This is a genomic window from Pseudomonas triticicola (assembly GCF_019145375.1).
Classification (GTDB): Bacteria; Pseudomonadota; Gammaproteobacteria; order Pseudomonadales; family Pseudomonadaceae; genus Aquipseudomonas; species Aquipseudomonas triticicola.
Genome location: NZ_JAHSTX010000001.1, coordinates 976,827 through 995,540, shown reverse-complemented (window position 1 = coordinate 995,540; position 18,714 = coordinate 976,827). Strand labels below are relative to the sequence as shown.

General features: G+C 60.9%; 17 protein-coding genes. 11 read left to right on the top strand and 6 right to left on the bottom strand.

Going from position 1 to position 18,714, the window contains the following annotated elements; translation table 11 throughout:
• Positions 1–23 precede the first annotated feature (23 nt).
• Positions 24–1,166, bottom strand: coding sequence for an HlyD family secretion protein (locus tag KVG85_RS04540; protein ID WP_071172839.1), 1,143 nt, complete (start codon positions 1,164–1,166; stop codon positions 24–26).
• Positions 1,163–2,818, bottom strand: coding sequence for an MFS transporter (locus KVG85_RS04535; RefSeq protein WP_122603017.1), 1,656 nt, complete (start codon positions 2,816–2,818; stop codon positions 1,163–1,165). The genes KVG85_RS04540 and KVG85_RS04535 overlap by 4 nt, the downstream gene beginning before the upstream one ends.
• 307 nt (positions 2,819–3,125) lie before the next feature.
• Between KVG85_RS04535 and KVG85_RS04530 the strand changes: the two genes are divergently transcribed.
• From KVG85_RS04530 to KVG85_RS04505, 6 genes are all read left to right on the top strand, one after another.
• The gene (locus KVG85_RS04530; RefSeq protein ID WP_217863087.1) at positions 3,126–4,421 is read left to right on the top strand and encodes an OprD family porin; all 1,296 of its coding nucleotides are present in this window, start codon (positions 3,126–3,128) and stop codon (positions 4,419–4,421) included.
• A 272-nt stretch (positions 4,422–4,693) separates the two neighbouring features.
• On the top strand, positions 4,694–5,518 hold the full coding sequence (locus tag KVG85_RS04525) for an NAD-dependent epimerase/dehydratase family protein (RefSeq protein WP_071172841.1): 825 nt from the start codon (positions 4,694–4,696) through the stop codon (positions 5,516–5,518).
• Between the two features lie 43 nt (positions 5,519–5,561).
• Positions 5,562–6,455, top strand: a complete 894-nt coding sequence (locus KVG85_RS04520; protein ID WP_217863086.1) for an SMP-30/gluconolactonase/LRE family protein — start codon at positions 5,562–5,564, stop codon at positions 6,453–6,455.
• A gap of 61 nt (positions 6,456–6,516) precedes the next feature.
• Positions 6,517–7,491, top strand: coding sequence for a TRAP transporter substrate-binding protein (locus KVG85_RS04515; RefSeq protein ID WP_130911358.1), 975 nt, complete (start codon positions 6,517–6,519; stop codon positions 7,489–7,491).
• Between the two features lie 75 nt (positions 7,492–7,566).
• Positions 7,567–8,094, top strand: coding sequence for a TRAP transporter small permease (locus KVG85_RS04510; RefSeq protein WP_110600937.1), 528 nt, complete (start codon positions 7,567–7,569; stop codon positions 8,092–8,094).
• Positions 8,094–9,374, top strand: a complete 1,281-nt coding sequence (locus tag KVG85_RS04505; protein ID WP_197891844.1) for a TRAP transporter large permease — start codon at positions 8,094–8,096, stop codon at positions 9,372–9,374. Before KVG85_RS04510 ends, KVG85_RS04505 begins: the two co-directional genes overlap by 1 nt.
• A gap of 85 nt (positions 9,375–9,459) precedes the next feature.
• Here the strand turns inward: KVG85_RS04505 and KVG85_RS04500 are convergent, their stop codons facing one another.
• The 3 genes from KVG85_RS04500 to KVG85_RS04490 form a co-directional block, all read right to left on the bottom strand.
• Positions 9,460–10,260: a sulfite exporter TauE/SafE family protein gene (locus KVG85_RS04500; RefSeq protein WP_217863085.1), complete on the bottom strand. Its 801-nt coding sequence runs from the start codon at positions 10,258–10,260 to the stop codon at positions 9,460–9,462.
• A 10-nt stretch (positions 10,261–10,270) separates the two neighbouring features.
• Positions 10,271–11,515, bottom strand: a complete 1,245-nt coding sequence (locus KVG85_RS04495; RefSeq protein WP_217863084.1) for an NAD(P)/FAD-dependent oxidoreductase — start codon at positions 11,513–11,515, stop codon at positions 10,271–10,273.
• Positions 11,516–11,681: 166 nt separating this feature from the next.
• Complete coding sequence (locus KVG85_RS04490; protein WP_016775194.1) at positions 11,682–12,023, bottom strand: ArsR/SmtB family transcription factor; 342 nt, start codon at positions 12,021–12,023, stop codon at positions 11,682–11,684.
• Positions 12,024–12,115: 92 nt separating this feature from the next.
• Between KVG85_RS04490 and KVG85_RS04485 the strand changes: the two genes are divergently transcribed.
• Positions 12,116–12,979, top strand: coding sequence for an MBL fold metallo-hydrolase (locus KVG85_RS04485; RefSeq protein WP_217863083.1), 864 nt, complete (start codon positions 12,116–12,118; stop codon positions 12,977–12,979).
• An 87-nt stretch (positions 12,980–13,066) separates the two neighbouring features.
• Here the strand turns inward: KVG85_RS04485 and bkdR are convergent, their stop codons facing one another.
• A complete protein-coding gene (gene bkdR, locus KVG85_RS04480) occupies positions 13,067–13,555 on the bottom strand; it encodes a Bkd operon transcriptional regulator BkdR (RefSeq protein ID WP_041476986.1) in 489 nt (162 codons plus the stop codon).
• 185 nt (positions 13,556–13,740) lie between these two features.
• Here bkdR and KVG85_RS04475 point away from each other — a divergent pair, with 185 nt between their 5' ends.
• From KVG85_RS04475 to lpdA, 4 genes are read left to right on the top strand one after another with little or no spacing between them, the layout of a single operon-like run.
• Positions 13,741–14,976 (top strand): 3-methyl-2-oxobutanoate dehydrogenase (2-methylpropanoyl-transferring) subunit alpha, encoded by a 1,236-nt coding sequence (locus KVG85_RS04475; RefSeq protein WP_130888718.1) that lies wholly within the window; start codon positions 13,741–13,743, stop codon positions 14,974–14,976.
• A gap of 1 nt (position 14,977) precedes the next feature.
• Positions 14,978–16,036 carry an alpha-ketoacid dehydrogenase subunit beta gene (locus KVG85_RS04470; protein WP_003224000.1) on the top strand — a complete coding sequence of 353 codons (1,059 nt, stop codon included), beginning with the start codon at positions 14,978–14,980 and terminating at the stop codon, positions 16,034–16,036.
• Positions 16,037–17,311 carry a dihydrolipoamide acetyltransferase family protein gene (locus KVG85_RS04465; RefSeq protein WP_122603023.1) on the top strand — a complete coding sequence of 425 codons (1,275 nt, stop codon included), beginning with the start codon at positions 16,037–16,039 and terminating at the stop codon, positions 17,309–17,311.
• Positions 17,312–17,315: 4 nt separating this feature from the next.
• Entirely contained in the window at positions 17,316–18,689 is a 1,374-nt protein-coding gene (gene lpdA / locus KVG85_RS04460) for a dihydrolipoyl dehydrogenase (protein ID WP_217863082.1), read from the top strand.
• Positions 18,690–18,714: the final 25 nt, after the last annotated feature.

Here is an 18,714-nt window from a genome sequence, read left to right as displayed (position 1 = left end):
TCGCTCCTTGGGTCATGCATTGATCAGTGGGGTTGGGTGTCGCCGGCGGCGGTGTCGATGCTGACAACCACTGACATCCCCGGCCGCAAGCGTTCTTCTTCCTGCTGATCGGGATCGATGGTGATGCGCACCGGCACGCGCTGGGCGATCTTGACGAAGTTGCCGGTGGCGTTGTCAGCCTGAAGCAAGGCAAATTCCGAGCCGGTGCCCGGCGAAATATGCTGCACATGGCCAGTGAATCTGCGGTGGTTCAAGGCGTCGACGGTGAAGCGCACCGGTTGCCCGACACGTACGTTGGCCATCTGGGTTTCCTTCATGTTGGCGATCACCCATTTCTGGTCCGGGACCAGCGCCATCAATTGCGCGCCGGAGTTGACGTAGGCGCCGAGGCGCACGCCAATCTGCCCGAGCTGGCCGTCGCGCGGAGCCACGATCCGCGTGTTCGACAGATCGATGCGCGCCAGTTGCACCGCTGCTTCGGCACTGGCCACGGCGGCCTCCAGCGAGCCGCGATTGACGATCACCGTTTGCAGATCCTGCCGGGCGATTTCCAGATTGGCCTTGGCCTGCGCCACAGAAGCCGTGCTCTGCGCGTTGGCAGCGAGAGTCACGTCGAATTCGCGCTTGGACACCGAGCCGTCGCGCACCAGTTCCTGATTACGCCGCAGATCCGCCTCGCTCTTGCGCAACTGCGCCTGGCTGTCGGCGAGCACTGCCTGGCGCAATTTGATCGTCGCTTCAGCGCTGTTGCGCTGCTGCACGACGTTGGCCAGTCCGGCCTTCTGCACCGCCAGTTGTGCCAGAGACTGGTCGAGGCGTTGCTGATAAATGCGGTCGTCCAGACGCACCAGCAGATCCCCGGCCTTGACGTACTGGAAGTCCTGCACCGGCACCTCGAACACATAGCCGCTGAGCTGCGGGCCGATGATCGTCACCTGCCCGCGCACCAAGGCGTTTTCGGTGGTTTCGACCGCACTGCTGAACGGCGGCAGTTGCCACGCATACAGCACGATCAGCACGCCGACGATGGCGATGGCGGCAAAGCCCAGCGAAGAAATGATCCGCACCCGCAGCGAACGTGGCGCGGTATTCGGTGATGACGGCGGCGCCTCACCTTCAGGTGTGGCGGCGATGGCGTTGGTGGTTGTGGTGGTCGGTTCGGTCATGAAGAAGTGGCACCGCTGGGTGGTACGGAAGGTGTCGGCTCAATGGCTTTGGTGGTGCTCATCAGCCACAACGCGCGAATCGAAAGCCAGATCATGGTCAGGACGGCAATGACCGCGATCAGCATGAAGACATCGTTATAGGCCAGCACGTTCGCTTCGCGTGTCGCCGCATTGGCGAGGCTGCGAATGCCGGCCAGATTGCGCAGGCTCGGGTCCGCCAGCAAACCGCCGAAGGCCGAGCCGCCGCTCTGCACCCGCGCAGCCACCAAGGGATCGGACATCACCAGATGATCGACGATGTGGCTGGAATGGTACTTCTCCCGCACGATCTGAAAAGTGCCGAGCAACGCCGCGCCGAGCAGTCCGCCGAGGTTATTGCAGATCCCGAACAGCACGGAAAAACTCACCAGGTTGCGCGGATTGGTCAGCACGTTACGCGTGCCGAAGACCATGGTCGGGCCGAGAAAAAACGTACTGCCGAATGCCAGCAGGAACTGGCTGAAATACATGTTTGCCGGCCGGGTCAGGTTGTTGGAAAAGCTGTCCATCACCGATCCGGTGGCCATCAGCGCCAGCGAGATAATCAACGGCATCAGCAGGTGTTTGGGGTCGATGGTCAACGCGCTGGTGGCAAGCCCGGCGATGCTACCGATCAGCATCACCACGTACAGACTGTGCAACTGCTCATAGCCCATGTTGAGGTTCTGCATGAACCCCACGGCGCCGGTGGATTGCTCCGAGGTGACCATGCGAATCAGGGTTACCGCCAGCGCCAGGCGGATCATCGTGCCGCTGCCCAGCCAGCGGGTCATCAACATCGGGTTGCTGCGGTTGTGCTCGATGGCCAGGCCCATGATGATCAGCGCGATCGAACAGGCCAGCGCCACGCCGATCCAGTCTGCCTCCAGCCACCAGTCGATCCGCCCCAGCGACAACACCGCGCACAACAACGCCACACCGGTGGCGAGGATGGCGAAGGTGAGGAAATCGAGTTTTTCAAAGGTTTTGAAGCGGTCACCGGGCGGCAATTTCAGTAGCAAGACACAGCCGAGTGACAGCAGGGCCATGCCCAATTCGAACAGGTACAAACCGCGCCATTCGGCGATCTGCAACAGGTCTTCGGAAAACAGCCGCGCCAGCGGTAACGCCAACTGCGACGTGCCGAGGCCGAGTACCAACGCTTTGAGCCGCCATTTCGCCGGGAACGCCTGGACCATGTAATACAGACCCAGCGAGCTCAGCGCCGCACCGACCATGCCGTGGGCAGCCCGCACCGCCACTGCCGAGTTGAGATCGTTGACGAACAAATGGCCGAAGGTCACTAGGGCATACAGCACCAGAAACACCTCGGTGAATGCGCGCAAACCGAACTGCTGGCGAAACTTCACCAACAGCAGGTTCATCGACACGTTGGTCATCACATAGGCCGCCGGCAGCCAGGCCATCTCCGCCGTGGTCGCGCCGAGCGAGCCTTGCAGGTAAGGCAGGTTGGCAACCACCAGCGAGTTGCCCAATCCACCGGTCACCGCCACCAGCACGCCAACCGCCGCATAAGCCAGGCGCTTGGGCGTGGAGTGTAACGGGGTCGACGGGGAACCGGGCAGGCTGGGCTTTTCGTGGGGTTGCCAGTTGCGCGGGGCGTATTTATCCATGAATCGGCCTGGTGCTGGGGGTGGAGGAAGTTTGCCGCAATTTGACGGGCAATACGACTCGACAGACACCTTGAAACCCTGTGGGAGCGAGCCTGCTCGCGAAAGCGCTGTGTCAGTCGACAACTTCATTGAATGAAAGTCCGCATTCGCGAGCAGGCTCGCTCCCACATGGGTTCGGCGTCGCATGGGAGGTCATCGTATAACTTCCAGTTGACAATCCCTGAAAATCTGGGAAATATCCGCATCGATGTTGTACGACGACGTATGACAAATAATAAAAACAACAAACGATCCAGGGAGCGTCACAGTGAGCCCACTCGCCCGCAATTCCGTCCGCCCTTCACGTTTTGCCCATTTCAAGCCGCGTTCGACCCTGAGCCTGATCGGTTGCAGCAGCCTCGCTCTGGCCCTGCCGATGAGCGCCGATGCCGAGGGTTTTCTCGACGACAGCAAAGCCACGCTGAACCTGCGCAACGCCTACTTCAACCGCAACTTCGTCAACCCGGCCAATCCGCAGGGCAAGGCAGAAGAATGGACGCAGAACTTCATTCTCGACGCCAAATCCGGTTTCACCCAAGGCACCGTCGGCTTCGGTGTCGACATCCTGGGCATGTACTCGCAGAAGCTCGATGGCGGCAAAGGCACGGGCGGCACGCAACTATTGCCGATCCATGATGACGGTCGCCCCGCCGACAACTTCGGCCGCCTCGGCGTCGCGCTGAAAGCCAAAGTCTCGAAGACCGAATTGAAAGTCGGTGAATGGATGCCGGTGCTGCCGATCCTGCGTTCCGACGATGGCCGCTCCCTGCCGCAGACCTTTCGCGGTGGCCAGATCACGTCCACCGAGATCAACGGCCTGACCGTTTACGGCGGCCAGTTCCGTGGCAACAGCCCGCGCAACGACGCGAGCATGGAAGACATGTCGATGAACGGCCGCGGTGCATTCACCTCCGATCGTTTCAACTTCGGCGGCGGCGAGTACACCTTCAACGAAAAACGCACGATGGTCGGCGTGTGGTACGCCGAGCTCACCGACATCTATCAGCAGCAGTATTTCAACCTCAGCCACAGCCAGCCGATGGGCGACTGGACGCTGGGCGCCAACCTCGGTTTCTTCACCGGCAAGGAAGACGGCAGCGCTCAGGCCGGCGACCTCGACAACAAGACCGCGTTCGCCCTGCTCTCGGCCAAGTACGGCGGCAACACTTTCTACGTCGGCCTGCAGAAACTCACCGGCGACGATGCCTGGATGCGCGTCAACGGCACCAGCGGCGGCACCCTGGCCAACGACAGTTACAACGCCAGTTATGACAACGCCAAAGAGCGCTCCTGGCAGGTGCGTCACGACTACAACTTCGTTGCGCTGGGCGTGCCTGGCCTGACCCTGATGAACCGCTACATCAGCGGCGATAACGTGCACACCGCCAGCACCAATGACGGCAAGGAATGGGGCCGCGAATCGGAACTGGCCTACACCGTGCAGAGCGGCCCGCTGAAGAACCTCAACGTGAAATGGCGCAACGCGACCATTCGCCGGGACTTCAGCACCAACGAATTCGACGAGAACCGGATTTTTATCAGCTATCCGATTTCGTTGTTGTAACGGTTGGCGGTTTACCCTGTGGGAGCGAGCCTGCTCGCGAAAGCGCCGGACCAGTCGATTTGTTCTGACTGGCACACCGCATTCGCGAGCAGGCTCGCTCCCACAAGGGGATTGCATTACAAGGCAGGTATCGGGTCTTGAGAAAATGAATCGCCCCTTCCGTCATCTACACCAAAAGTCGCGTTGACAAGATCCGGAAACCCTACCGATACTTCAGCGCAGTCATACGACAACCTACAACAAACCTAATAACAATGTGTTCAGGGATTGCCATGACGTCTACCTCTACCCCCCGCGCTCCTTTCAACCGCCTGCTGCTGACCGGTGCCGCCGGCGGCCTGGGCAAAGTGTTGCGCGAACGCCTGCGCCCTTACGCCAATGTGCTGCGCCTGTCCGACATCGCCGCCCTCGCCCCGGCTGTCGATGACCACGAAGAAGTCGTGCTCTGCGACCTCGCCGACAAGCAAGCCGTGCATCAACTGGTCGAAGGCGTCGATGCGATCCTGCATTTCGGCGGCGTTTCGGTCGAGCGCCCGTTCGAAGAAATCCTCGGTGCCAACATCAGCGGCGTGTTCCACATTTACGAAGCGGCGCGCAAGCACGGTGTGAAGCGGGTGATCTTCGCCAGCTCCAACCACGTCATCGGTTTCTACAAACAGGACCAACAGCTCGACGCCACTTCGGCGCGTCGTCCCGACGGTTACTACGGCTTGTCCAAGTCCTACGGCGAAGACATGGCCAGTTTCTATTTCGATCGCTACGGCATCGAAACCGTCAGCATCCGCATCGGCTCCTCGTTCCCCGAACCGCAGAACCGCCGGATGATGCACACCTGGCTGAGCTTCGACGATCTCACGCAACTGCTCGAACGCTCGCTGTACACACCAAACGTCGGCCACACCGTGGTCTACGGCATGTCCGCCAACAAAGACGTCTGGTGGGACAACCGCTACGCCAGCCACCTCGGTTTCGAAGCCAAGGACACCTCGGAAATCTTCCGCGACAAGGTCGAAGCGCAACCGATGCCGGCCGACGATGATCCGGCGCGGATCTATCAGGGCGGCGCCTTCGTCGCAGCAGGCCCGTTCGGCGACTGACCGTTCGACTTGATCCCCTCCAATAAAAACCATGGGAATGAGTATGCAAGCCGAATTGATCGTCGACGCCCGCAACGCGGTCGGTGAAAGCCCGGTCTGGGTGCCGCAGGAAAACGCTCTGTACTGGGTCGATATTCCCAACGGCGGGCTGCAACGCTGGAGCGCTGACAGCGGGCATGTTGCCTCGTGGAAGGCCCCGGAAATGCTCGCCTGCATCACCCGCCACCGCAGTGGCGGCTGGGTCGCTGGCATGGAAAGCGGATTCTTTCGCCTGCACCCGCACAGCGACGGCAGCCTCGACAGCGAGTTGCTCGCGACTGTCGGGCACAGCCGTGCGGACATGCGCCTCAACGACGGTCGCTGTGATCGCCAAGGGCGTTTCTGGGCGGGCAGCATGGTGCTGAACATGGGCCTGAACGCGCCTGAAGGCCGGCTCTATCGCTACAGCGCCGGGCAGACGGGCGTGATCGAAGCGCAGCTGGATGGCTTCATCGTGCCCAACGGCCTCGCTTTCAGCCCTGACGGCAAAACCATGTACCTGTCGGATTCGCACCCCAATGTGCAACTGATCTGGGCCTTCGATTACGACACCGAGACCGGCACGCCATCGAATCGCCGAATCTTCGTCGACATGAATCATTTCCCCGGCCGCCCCGATGGCGCCGCCGTGGATGCCGAAGGCTGCTACTGGATCTGCGCCAACGACGCCGGCCTGATCCACCGCTTCGCCCCGGACGGCCGACTGGATTTCTCGCTGGAAGTACCGGTGAAGAAACCGACCATGTGCGCCTTCGGCGGCAGCAACCTGGACACCTTGTTTGTCGCCTCGATTCGCCCCGGCGATGACCACGACCCGCAATCCCTGGCCGGCGGTGTGTTCGCCCTGAAGCCAGGCGTCAAAGGCATCGCCGAACCGCAATTCAACGATTTGCTTTAGACCCTCCGCTGCACCGCTGCGCCTTGAACACAAAAATAACAAGACTGGAGACTCACCCCCCATGAACTTCAAACGCACCTTGCTCGCCGCTGCACTCCCGCTGATGTTCACCTTCGCTGGTGCCGCTCAGGCGGAAATGAAACTCAAATTTGCCGACATTCACCCCGCCGGTTACCCAACCGTGGTGGCTGAAAAATCCATGGGCGACACCCTGACCAAGGAAACCAACGGCGAACTGACCTTCCAATACTTCCCGGGCGGTGTGCTTGGCTCCGAGAAGGAAGTCATCGAGCAGATGCAGGTCGGCGCGGTGCAGCTGTCGCGCGTCAGTCTGGGCATCGTCGGCCCTGTGGTACCGGATGTGAACGTGTTCAACATGCCGTTCATCTTCCGCGACCAGCAACACATGCGTAACGTCATCGATGGCCCGGTGGGCGATGAGATTCTCGACAAGATCACCAACTCCGAATTCGGCCTGGTGGCCCTGGCCTGGATGGACGGCGGCACGCGCAACATCTACACCAAGAAACCGGTGCGCAAGCTCGAAGACCTCAAGGGCATGAAGATCCGCGTACAAGGCAACCCGATGTTCATCGACATGATGAACGCCATGGGCGGTAACGGCATCGCCATGGACACCGGGGAGATCTTCAGCGCCCTGCAGACCGGCGTGATCGACGGCGCGGAAAACAACCCGCCGACCCTGCTCGAACACAACCACTTCCAGAACGCCAAGTTCTACAGCCTGACCGGTCACCTGATCCTGCCAGAGCCGATCGTGATGTCGAAAATCACCTGGGAAAAACTCACTCCGGATCAACAGCAACTGGTGAAAAAAGCCGCCAAGGCCGCCCAGGCTGAAGAACGCGTATTGTGGGACAAGAAGTCCGCTGCCAGTGAAGAAAAACTCAAGGCCGCTGGCGTCGAGTTCATCACCGTTGACAAAAAACCCTTCTACGACGCCACCGCACCGGTACGGGAAAAGTACGGCGCGAAGTACGCCGACCTGATCAAAAAGATCGAAGCCGTTCAGTAACGCCTCCCGTTCTGTACTCATGAAAAAGGCCCGGCGCGCCAGCGGTTCAGGCGTGCCCGGTTACGGTGGAACCCGATGAAGAATCTGCTGCTGCGTATCAACGACAAGATCTACATGACGTGCATCTGGGTCGCCGGCCTCTCCGTCCTGGCGATTTCCCTGATGATTCCCTGGGGCGTCTTCGCCCGTTACGTGCTCGGCACCGGCTCCAGCTGGCCAGAGCCGACGGCGATCCTGCTGATGATGGTGTTCACCTTCATCGGCGCCGCCGCCAGTTACCGCGCCGGTGCGCACATGGCCGTGGCCATGCTCACCGACCGCATGCCACCGCAGCTGAAATCCGCAGCGGCGATTTTTTCGCAACTGCTGATGGCGGCCATCTGCATCTTCATGACCATCTGGGGGACCAAGCTGTGCATGTCCACCTGGAACCAGTTCATGGCCGCCCTGCCCGATCTGCGCGTTGGCGTGACCTATTTGCCGATCCCCGTGGGCGGTTTGCTGACATTGATTTTTGTCGTGGAAAAACTCTTGCTCGGTGACCAGAGCAAACGTCGGGTCGTGCAGTTCGACCTGGTTGAAGAAAGCGAAGGTGCCGTTTAATGGACGCTCTGATCCTGCTGGGCAGTTTTATCGTATTGATCCTGATCGGCATGCCGGTCGCCTACGCATTGGGCGCCGCTGCACTGATCGGTGCATGGTGGATCGACATCCCCTTTCAAGCGGTGATGATTCAGGTCGCCTCGGGGGTGAACAAATTCTCGCTGCTGGCCATTCCGTTCTTCGTCCTCGCCGGCGCGATCATGGCCGAGGGCGGCATGTCCCGGCGGTTGGTGGCGTGTGCCGGGGTGCTGGTAGGTTTCGTCCGTGGTGGTCTGTCGCTGGTCAACATTGTTGCCTCGACGTTCTTCGGTGCGATCTCCGGTTCGTCAGTGGCCGACACCGCGTCGGTGGGTTCGGTGCTGATTCCGGAGATGGAGCGCAAGGGTTATCCACGGGACTTCTCCACCGCCGTGACCGTCAGCGGTTCGGTGCAAGCCCTGCTGACCCCGCCAAGTCATAACTCAGTGCTCTACTCGCTGGCCGCCGGCGGTACCGTTTCGATCGCTTCGCTGTTCATGGCCGGCATCGTCCCGGGCCTGCTGATGAGCGCCTGCCTGATGGTGCTGTGCCTGATCTTCGCGAAAAAGCGCAACTACCCCAAGGGCGAAGTTATCCCGATGCGCCAGGCGCTGAAGATCGTCGGCGAAGCCCTTTGGGGCATGATGGCGATGGTGATCATCCTCGGCGGCATTCTCTCGGGTATTTTCACCGCCACTGAATCGGCGGCCATCGCGGTGCTGTGGTCATTCTTCGTGACCATGTTCATCTACCGCGATTACAAATGGAGCGAGTTGCCCAAGCTCATGCATCGCACGGTGCGCACCATCTCCATCGTGATGATCCTGATCGGTTTCGCCGCCAGCTTCGGCTACATCATGACGCTGATGCAGATCCCGGCGAAAATCACCACGCTGTTCCTGACCCTGTCGGACAACCGCTACGTGATTCTGATGTGCATCAACGTCATGCTGCTGTTGCTTGGCACGGTGATGGACATGGCGCCGCTGATCCTGATCCTCACGCCGATCCTGATGCCAGTGATCATGGGTATTGGCGTCGATCCGGTGCAGTTCGGCATGATCATGCTGGTCAACCTGGGAATCGGACTGATAACACCGCCGGTGGGCGCGGTGCTCTTCGTCGGCTCGGCGGTGGGCAAGGTCAGTATCGAAAGCACCGTAAAAGCGCTGCTGCCTTTCTACGCCGTGCTGTTCCTGGTGCTGCTGCTGGTGACCTACGTGCCGGCGATTTCGCTGTGGCTGCCGCATCTGGTGTTGTAACCCGCTGAGAAGATCGCAGCTCCTGCAGGAATCGCATTCCCCTGTAGGAGCTGTCGAGTGCAACGAGGCTGCGATCTGTTGATCTTCACGCCCGCACCAACATGTACCCCGCGACCACCAGACAGACACTGGCAAACCCCACCTGCAACGCCCGCGCCGGAACTCGCGCACAAAGCCTGCGACCGATGATCATGCCGACAATGCTGGCAACGATGAACGCCGCGCCCTGGCTGTCGATACGCACCCCCGCATGAAACGAGCCGATCACGCCGATCGCGGAAATCAGACTGATCACCATCAACGACGTCGCAACGATGCCGCGCATCTGCACATCGGTCAGTTGCTTGAACGCCGGCACGATCAGAAAGCCGCCGCCGACGCCAAGTAAACCCGAAACCACGCCAGTAACCGCCCCCAGTGCAGCCAGGGTAGCGGTGCATTTGGCGGTCCAGTCGAAGCGCCCGGTCTGCTCGTTGAGCATGCAGTTTTTCTGGCCCCAACTGGCATGGCCGTGATCGCTCGGCCCCGCTTGCTGACGCTCCTTTCTGAACATTCGCCAGGCGACCAGGACCATCAGCAGGCTGAACAGGATCATCAGAATCTTTTCCGGCAACTGATGTGCGAAGTAGATCCCCAGCGGCGAAAACACCGCGCCCAACGCGGCAATCAACAGCGCCGCGCGGTAACGCACCAGGCCATGGCGCAAACCATCGATCGCCCCGACCGCCGCCGCGCTGCCGACCGCAAACAAGGCCACCGGCGCCGCTTGCGTCATCGTCCAGCGGAGCCCGAGCACCAGCGCCGGCACCGCGAGAATCCCGCCGCCCGCACCGGTCAGGCCGAGGACCAAACCCATCACCACGCCAAACAGACTTGCCAGCAACATAGGGGTTTTCTCAGTCGATCCTGGACAGACGCGTCAGCCACTCGCGACCCTTGAGCATGCCGTGCCAGTAGAACCACGGCAGCAGCGTCGCTTTCAGCCACCATGCCGAACGGCGGGCCACGGTCGGGTCCAGCGGGAAAGTTGGCAGCAGTTTGCCGCCATAACCGAACTCGGCGAGGATCACCTTGCCCTTCTCCACCGTCAGCGGGCACGAGCCGTAGCCGTCGTACTTGAGCGGCAGCGGCTGTTGTTTGCGCGCGGCCAGCAGGTTCTGCGCAACGACGACAACCTGCTTGCGCACCGCCGCCGCCGTTTTCGCGTTGCTGGTACCGCAGACATCGCCCAGTGCGAACACCTCGGGATAACGCGGATGCTGCAGGCTCTGCGGATCGACCTCGCACCAACCGCCGGCATCGGCCAGCGGACTCTGGGCGATGAAATCCGGCGCGACTTGTGGCGGCACGACGTGCAGCAGATCGAAGGTTTTTGCCACGCGGCTGACGTTGCCGTCGGCGTCCTTGACGGCAAACCACGCGGTTTTCGCCGGGCCGTCGACCTTGACCAGATTCGAGTTGAACGCCAGTTGCGCGTCGTACTGTTCGATGTACTTCATCAACGGCGGAACGAAGGTCGGCACGCCAAACAGCGCAGCGCCAGCGAGATTGAATTCAACCTTGATGTCTTTCAGCACAGCCGATTTGCGCCAGTAATCGCAAGACAGATACAGGGCCTTCTGCGGCGCGCCGGCACATTTGATCGGCATCGCTGGTTGGGTGAACAGCGCCCGGCCGTCGCGCAGTTTCTGCACTTGATCCCAGGTGTACTGGGCGTGCTGATAGCTGTAGTTGGAGGTGACGCCGTGCTGGCCGAGGCTTTCCTGCAAACCTTCGATTTTCTCCCAGGCCAGGCGCAGGCCGGGGCAGACGATCAGGTTCTGATAGCTGACGGTGCGCTGGTCGTCGAGGGTGAGTTGGCGGCTTTGCGGGTCGATGGCGCTGACACTGGCCTGAATCCACGTCGCCTGCCGTGGCATGACTTGGCTCATCGGCCTGACGGTGTCTTTCACATCAAACGCGCCACCGCCGACCAGCGTCCACGCCGGTTGATAGTAGTGCTGTGAACTCGGTTCGATCACGGTGACTTTGAGCTGCGGGTCACGCTTGAGCAGGCTGGCGACAAAACCGATGCCGGCCGTGCCACCGCCGATGACCACGATGTCCGCACTGATGGATGGGCCCCAGTGTTGATCGTTCATTGCTTGTTCCTTTTGCTGCACGCAAGGATTTTTTGGCTCACCACAACAACTAATGTGGGAGCGAGCCTGCTCGCGAAAGCGGTGGCTCAGTCAACTATTCGTCGGCTGACACGCCGCCTTCGCGAGCAGGCTCGCTCCCACAGGAGGTGTTTGTGAGGGCTGGCATTTATGGCTGTTCCCAGCTCTTGAGTACCGCCCCGCAATACAGCCCCGAGAGGGTTTTCATCACCTGGATCACTTCGTGACTGGCCAGGCCATAGAAAATGTATTTGCCTTCACGGCGAGTCGCGACCAGGCCTTCATCGCGCAAGATGCCCAGTTGCTGGGACAGCGTCGGCTGGCGTACGCCGGTCATTTTTTCCAGCTCGCCGACGTTGCGTTCGCCCTGGGTCAGTTGACAGAGAATCAACAGACGATCCTCATTGGCCAGGGCTTTGAGCAAGGCGCAGGCTTTGGACGCCGAGGCGCGCAGTTGGGCGACTTCACATTCGGTCAGACTGGATTGCATTTGCACGAGGCCTTGAAGGTCACTTAAGCTGCGAACATTATGTTTTTACATAAACTGTTGCAACCCGAAATTCCTCAGCACAGGTTTCTGCCATGTCCGCCCAGATTGAAGCGTTCCTCGACCCCGCCTCCTCGACCTACAGCTACGTGGTCTTTGAAGCCGACGGCGGCCAGTGCGCGATCGTCGACCCGGTGCTCGACTATGATGGCGCCGCCGGGCGCACCGGCACGGCGCAGGCGGACAAGATCATCGCTTTCGTGCGTGCGCACCGGCTGCAAGTGCAATGGCTGCTGGAAACCCACGCCCACGCCGATCACCTGTCCGCCGCGCCGTACCTGCGTCGGGAACTGGGCGGCAAGATCGCCATCGGTGAATCGATCAGCAAAGTGCAGAATGTGTTCAAGGCGCTGTTCAATCTGGAGCCGGAATTTTGCGTCGATGGCTCGCAGTTCGATCATCTGTTCGCGCCGAACGAGTCGTTCATGATCGGCAACCTCAAGGCTACCGCCCTGCACGTCCCCGGCCATACGCCAGCGGACATGGCCTACCTGATCGACGGCGAGCAGATCCTGGTGGGTGACACGCTGTTCATGCCGGACGTTGGCACCGCGCGCTGTGATTTCCCCGGCGGCAATGCGCAGCATTTGTTCAAGTCGATCCAGAAGCTGTTGGCGTTTCCGGCCAGCGTGAAGCTTTACGTCTGCCACGATTACCCGCCCGAGGGCCGCGCCTCACAGTGTCAGACCACTGTCGGCGAACAGCGCAAAAGCAATATTCATGTGCATGACGGGATCGATGAAGCGGCGTTCGTCGAGATGCGCACGACACGTGACGCTGGGTTAGGCATGCCGACGTTGCTGCTGCCGGCGATTCAGGTGAACGTGCGGGCGGGGAATCTGCCGGCGCCTGAGGGGAATGGCGTGGTTTACCTGAAGATTCCGCTCAACAAACTTTAACGTCAAAAGATCGCAGCCTTCGGCAGCTCCTACATTTGGAATGCGGTGCAACTGTAGGAGCTGCCGAAGGCTGCGATCTTTTGATCTTCATGCGCCCAGGGTCAGGCCATTCGCCGGCAATGGCAACGCGGTCTTGTAGCGCACCTGCTTCAGCGCAAAGCTGGAGCGAATGTTCGCCACCCCCGGCACCTTGGTCAGAAAATCCATCATGAAGCGTTCCAGCGACTGAATGCTTGGCACCAGCACACGGATCAGATAATCCGGATCGCCGGCCATCAGATAGCACTCCATCACCTCCGGCCGATCAGAAATCGCCTCCTCGAAGTGCTGCAACGCCTCCTCTACCTGCTTTTCCAGACTGACGTGAATGAACACGTTCACGTGCAGCCCCAGCAGATCGGCATCCAGCAGCGTGACCTGCTCGCGAATCAGGCCCAATTCTTCCATTGCCTTGACCCGGTTGAAGCATGGCGTCGGCGACAGGTTCACCGAACGGGCGAGGTCGGCGTTGGTGATGCGCGCGTTCTCCTGAAGGCTGTTGAGAATGCCGATGTCGGTACGGTCCAGTTTGCGCATGAGACAAAACCACCTGTTTTTTATGTTTATGCAGAATTTCTATCTGCAAATGGTCGCCAGCGCAACGAAACACAGAGAAATATTCTTCTTGGCCACGCCTATGATTGTTGTAGGACAAGATTTCCCCTACCCGGGAATGACTGCCAGCTCACTACAAGAAATTCACAAGATCGAGCGTAGAAGCCATGACCCAAGCGTATGAACCGCTGCGCCTGCACGTCCCTGAACCCTCGGGCCGTCCCGGCTGCAAGACCGACTTTTCCTACCTGCATCTGACCGATGCCGGTACGGTGCGCAAACCTCCCATCGATGTAGAACCTGCCGACACCGCCGACCTCGCCCGTGGCCTCATTCGCGTGCTCGACGATCAGGGCAACGCCCTCGGCCCGTGGGCCGAAAACGTGCCGGTCGAGATCCTGCGCAAAGGCATGCGCGCGATGCTCAAGACGCGCATCTACGACAACCGCATGGTCGTCGCCCAGCGGCAGAAAAAGATGTCGTTCTACATGCAGAGCCTTGGCGAAGAAGCCATCGGCAGCGCCCAGGCGTTGGCGCTGAACATCGACGACATGTGCTTCCCGACCTACCGCCAGCAGAGCATCCTGATGGCCCGCGATGTGCCGCTGGTCGACCTGATCTGCCAACTGCTGTCCAACGAGCGCGATCCGCTCAAGGGCCGCCAGTTGCCGATCATGTACTCGGTCAAGGACGCCGGTTTCTTCACCATATCCGGCAACCTCGCCACCCAATTCATTCAGGGCGTCGGCTGGGGCATGGCCTCGGCGATCAAGGGCGATACGAAAATCGCCTCGGCATGGATCGGCGATGGCGCCACCGCCGAATCGGACTTCCACACCGCCCTCACCTTCGCTCACGTTTATCGCGCGCCGGTGATCCTCAATGTCGTGAATAACCAGTGGGCGATTTCCACCTTCCAGGCCATCGCCGGCGGTGAAGCCACGACTTTCGCCGGACGCGGTGTCGGATGCGGCATCGCCTCGCTGCGGGTCGATGGCAACGACTTCTACGCGGTCTACGCCGCTTCCGCTTGGGCTGCCGAACGCGCCCGGCGCAACCTCGGCCCGACCATGATCGAATGGGTCACCTACCGCGCCGGCCCGCACTCGACCTCCGACGACCCATCGAAATACCGCCCGGCCGATGACTGGAGCCACTTCCCGCTCGGCGACCCGATCGCGCGTCTGAAACAGCACTTGATCAAGGTAGGCCACTGGTCGGAGGAAGAGCACAGCGCCGTCAGCGCTGAACTTGAAGCCGAAGTGATTGCCGCGCAGAAACAGGCCGAACAGTACGGCACCCTCGCCGGCGGGCAGATTCCAAGCGCCGCGACCATGTTCGAAGACGTCTACAAAGAGATGCCGGAGCACTTGAAGCGCCAGCGTCAGCAGTTGGGGATCTGACATGAACGATCACAACAACAATATTCAGTTGGAAACCGCCATGACCACGACCACCATGACCATGATCCAGGCCCTGCGCTCGGCCATGGATGTGATGCTTGAGCGCGATGACAACGTCGTCGTGTTCGGTCAGGACGTCGGCTACTTCGGCGGCGTGTTTCGCTGCACCGAAGGCCTGCAGACCAAGTACGGCACCTCGCGAGTGTTCGACGCGCCGATCTCGGAAAGCGGCATCGTCGGTGTCGCCGTCGGCATGGGCGCCTACGGTTTGCGCCCGGTCGCCGAAATCCAGTTCGCCGACTACGTCTACCCCGCCTCCGACCAGATCATTTCCGAAGCAGCGCGTCTGCGTTATCGCTCGGCCGGCGAGTTCACCGCACCGATGACTCTGCGCATGCCATGCGGCGGTGGCATCTACGGCGGCCAGACCCACAGCCAGAGCATCGAGGCGATGTTCACTCAGGTCTGCGGTCTGCGTACGGTGATGCCGTCCAACCCGTACGACGCCAAAGGTTTGCTGATCGCCTCCATCGAAAACGATGACCCGGTGATCTTCCTCGAGCCGAAACGCCTGTACAACGGCCCGTTCGATGGCCATCACGACCGCCCGGTAACCCCGTGGTCGAAACACCCGCAAGCCCAAGTGCCGGACGGTTACTACACCGTGCCGCTGGACGTTGCCGCGATTACTCGCCCGGGCAAGGACGTGACCGTGCTGACCTACGGCACCACCGTATACGTCTCGCAAGTCGCTGCCGAAGAATCCGGCGTCGATGCCGAAGTCATCGACCTGCGCAGCCTGTGGCCGCTGGACCTGGAAACCATCGTCAAGTCGGTGAAGAAAACCGGCCGCTGCGTGGTGGTTCACGAAGCTACCCGCACCTGCGGTTTCGGCGCCGAGCTGGTATCGCTGGTGCAAGAGCATTGCTTCCATCACCTGGAAGCGCCGATCGAGCGCGTCACCGGTTGGGACACTCCCTACCCGCACGCGCAGGAGTGGGCGTATTTCCCAGGGCCGTCCCGCGTGGGCGCGGCGTTGAAACGGGTCATGGAGGTCTGAATGGGCACGCACGTTATCAAGATGCCGGACATCGGCGAAGGCATCGCAGAAGTAGAACTGTCGCAGTGGCACGTCAAGGTTGGCGATCTGGTGGTTGAAGACCAGGTGCTGGCGGATGTGATGACCGACAAGGCGATGGTCGATATTCCGTCGCCGGTGCATGGCAAGGTGATTGCCCTTGGTGGTCAGCCGGGTGAAGTGATGGCGGTCGGCAGTGTGCTGATCAGCATCGAAGTCGAAGGGGCTGGCAACCTTAAAGAGTCCGCCGCACCCGCGGCTGTCAAAGAAGCACCGGTTGCGCCGAAAGTTGAAGCCGCTGTCGAAAGCAAACCCGCCGCAGCCGCCGCACCACGTCCGGCGACCGTTTGCCAGGGTCCGATGGTTGCTCGCGAAGCGGATGAACGCCCGCTTGCCTCGCCGGCCGTGCGCAAACACGCGCTGGATCTGGGTATTCAATTGCGTCTGGTGCGCGGCACCGGCCCGGCCGGTCGCGTGTTGCATGAGGATCTTGAGGCCTATCTGGCGCAAGGTCAGTCGAACGCTTCGGCGCCGGCCGCTGCCGCTTATGCCCAGCGCCACGACGAAGAACAGATTCAAGTGATCGGCATGCGCCGCAAGATCGCCCAGCGCATGCAGGACGCCACGCAGCGTGCCGCGCACTTCAGTTATGTCGAAGAAATCGACGTCACCGCGATCGAAGAACTGCGTGCGCATCTGAATGAAAAACATGGCGCCAGCCGTGGCAAGTTGACCTTGTTGCCGTTCCTCGTTCGCGCGCTGGTTGTGGCCCTGCGCGACTTCCCGCAAATGAACGCCCGTTACGATGACGAAGCGCAAGTCATCACTCGCCTCGGCGCGGTACATGTCGGCGTCGCCACGCAAAGCGATGTCGGCCTGATGGTGCCTGTGGTGCGTCATGCAGAGGCGCGCAGCCTGTGGGACAGCGCCGCGGAAATTTCACGTTTGGCCAACGCCGCGCGCAATGGCAAGGCCAGCCGCGATGAGCTGTCCGGTTCGACCATTACTCTGACCAGCCTCGGTGCGCTGGGCGGCATTGTCAGCACGCCGGTGCTGAACCTGCCGGAAGTGGCCATTGTCGGCGTGAACAAAATCGTCGAGCGGCCAATGGTGGTCAAAGGCCAGGTAGTGATCCGCAAGATGATGAACCTCTCCAGCTCCTTCGATCACCGCGTGGTCGACGGCATGGACGCGGCGCTTTTCATCCAGGCCATCCGTGGCTTGCTCGAACAACCCGCGACCTTGTTTGTGGAGTAATGGAATGCAGACTTTGAACACCACTTTGCTGATCATCGGCGGCGGCCCCGGCGGTTACGTCACGGCGATCCGCGCTGGGCAACTGGGCATCCCGACCATCCTGGTCGAAGGCCAATCGTTGGGCGGCACCTGCCTGAATATCGGCTGCATTCCGTCGAAAGCGCTGATTCATGTGGCTGAGCAGTTTCATCAGACGCAGCATCACAGCCAGCATTCGGCGCTCGGCATCAGCGTTTCCGCGCCGACCCTGGATATCAGCAAAAGCGTCGAGTGGAAGGATGGCATCGTTGATCGCCTGACCACTGGCGTCGCCGCGCTGTTGAAGAAAAACAAGGTTCAGGTCATCAACGGCTGGGCGAAAATCATCGACGGCAAAACCGTGGAAGTCGGCGATACGCGTATCCAGTGCGAACATCTGGTGCTGGCCACCGGTTCGACCAGCGTCAACCTGCCGATCCTGCCGATTGGCGGGCCAATCATCTCCTCCACCGAAGCGCTGGCGCCGACGTCTGTGCCGAAACGGCTGGTGGTGGTCGGCGGTGGTTACATCGGTCTGGAGCTGGGCATCGCCTATCGCAAGCTCGGCGCAGAGGTCAGTGTGGTCGAGGCGCAGGACCGCATCCTGCCGGCCTATGACGCAGAACTGACGCAACCAGTGCATGAGGCGCTCAAGCAACTGGGTGTGAAGCTGTACCTCAAGCACAGCGTGCTGGGTTTCGACGGCAAGTTGCAGGTGCGCGATCCCGAAGGCGAAACCCTCAATCTGGAAACCGATCAGGTACTGGTCGCGGTCGGACGCAAACCCAATACGCAGGGCTTCAATCTCGAAGCGTTGAATCTGGACATGAACGGTTCGGCGATCAGGATCGACAGCGGTTGCCAGACCAGCATGCGCAACGTCTACGCCATTGGCGACGTGAGCGGCGAACCGATGCTGGCCCACCGCGCCATGGCTCAGGGCGAAATGGTTGCCGAGCTGATCAGCGGCAAGCGCCGCGAATTCAACCCGACCGCCATCGCCGCGGTGTGCTTTACCGACCCGGAACTGGTGGTGGTCGGCAAAACTCCGGACGAGGCCAAGGCTGCCGGGATGGACTGCATCGTTGCAAGCTTCCCGTTCGCCGCCAACGGCCGCGCAATGACCCTGGAATCGAAAAGCGGCTTCGTCCGCGTGGTTGCTCGTCGGGATAATCATGTGATTGTCGGTTGGCAAGCGGTGGGCGTTGGGGTTTCCGAACTGTCGACGGCTTTTGCGCAGAGCCTGGAAATGGGCGCGAGACTGGAAGACATCGGCGGCACCATTCATGCGCACCCGACCTTGGGCGAAGCGGTGCAGGAAGCGGCATTGCGGGCGCTGGGGAATGCGCTGCATCTGTAGGCCCCTTCGCGAGCAGGCTCGCTCC